The 1348-nt window shown below is 70.8% G+C and carries 2 protein-coding genes; both read right to left on the minus strand.

Going from position 1 to position 1348, the window contains the following annotated elements:
* Positions 1–39: 39 nt before the first annotated feature.
* Positions 40–999 (minus strand): ATP-binding protein, encoded by a 960-nt coding sequence (locus tag FNH04_RS46020; RefSeq protein ID WP_152792155.1) that lies wholly within the window; start codon positions 997–999, stop codon positions 40–42.
* A gap of 155 nt (positions 1000–1154) precedes the next feature.
* Positions 1155–1325: a 50S ribosomal protein L32 gene (gene rpmF, locus FNH04_RS46025; protein WP_152792156.1), complete on the minus strand. Its 171-nt coding sequence runs from the start codon at positions 1323–1325 to the stop codon at positions 1155–1157.
* Positions 1326–1348 lie beyond the last annotated feature (23 nt).

Below are 1348 nucleotides of genomic sequence, written 5' to 3' on the forward strand. Positions count from 1 at the left end.
AGAGAGAGGGGAGGGGGCGGGCGGTCTGCCCGTGGTGGCTCAGACGGAGGCCGCGAGGGCTTCGGGACCGTGCCGGAACCCGGGGTCGACCTGGGCGGCCAGGTCCTGGCCGGTGGCCGCGTTGGCCCAGGCGGCGGCGTTGCGGAGATGGAACTCGACGGCGTGCCGCTGGAAGGCCGCCCAGTCCTTCGTACGGGAGTCGACGGCCTCGCGCAGCCGCCGCAGCGTCCCGGCGTTGTGCTGCTCCAGCTCGCCCTCGGTGCGCCCCTGTTCCTGGGCACGGACGAACGAGGACTGCACGCAGTGCGCCAGCAGGTCCTCCCCGACGTGCTCCTTCAGGAAGAGCAGGTCCTCCTCGCCGGTGACCTTGTTGCCCACGACGGCGACCGGGATGCCGAACTCCGCGGCGTGCTCCCGGTACTGGCGGTAGACGGAGACGCTCTTCCGCGTCGGCTCGACGACCAGGAACGTCATGTCGAAGCGGGTGAACAGGCCGGAGGCGAACGCGTCGGCGCCCGCCGTCATGTCCACGACGACGTACTCGCCGGCCCCGTCCACGAGGTGGTTGAGGTACAGCTCGACGGCGCCCAGCTTGGAGTGGTAGCAGGCCACGCCGAGGTCGCTCTCGTCGAAGGCCCCGGTCACCATCAGCGGTACGCCGCCCACGTTCCGCACGTGGCGGCCGTGGATCTCGTCGTCCCCGAGCAGCCGCAGCAACCGCGATCCGCGCCCCGGCGGCGTGGTCTTCACCATGGCGTCCCCGGACGTGATCCGCGGATTGCTCCCGCGCAGGAAGTCCTTGATGTCGCCGGTGCGCGCACTCAGCGGCGGCGCCCCGAACTCGTCGTCCTCGTCGAGCCCGAGCGCGTACGCCAGGTGCTGGTTGATGTCACCGTCGATCGCGACGACCGGCGCGCCGGAGCCGGCCAGGTGACGGGAGAACAGCGCGGACAGGGTCGTCTTGCCGCTGCCGCCCTTGCCTACGAAGGCCACACGCATGGGGCGACACTCCCTCGATCCCTATTGAAAATGGCTTTCATGAGCATAGGTTCGGGAGGGGTGCGGCCGTTGTCAAATCGGCTTCGGACCAACGCGCCCGCCGGGACGCCCAGTTGGCGGAACGCGGGGCTCGGGCCTCTCGGTCCTCGGGCGCCTCAGTCCTCGGGGTGCAGCAGTCCGCGCTCGTACGCCTTCACCAGGTGCTGCGGTACGAGGTGGGTCGCGCCGTCGATCCTGACCGGCACCAGCTGGGGCGTACTCGCCTTCCACTGGGCGCGGCGGTGGCGGGTGTTGCTGCGGGACATCTTCCGCTTGGGGACGGCCATGGGGACTCCGGAAGGGGGAGGGG

It is taken from the genome of Streptomyces phyllanthi (genome assembly GCF_009377205.1).
Lineage (GTDB): Bacteria > Actinomycetota > Actinomycetes > Streptomycetales > Streptomycetaceae > Streptomyces > Streptomyces phyllanthi.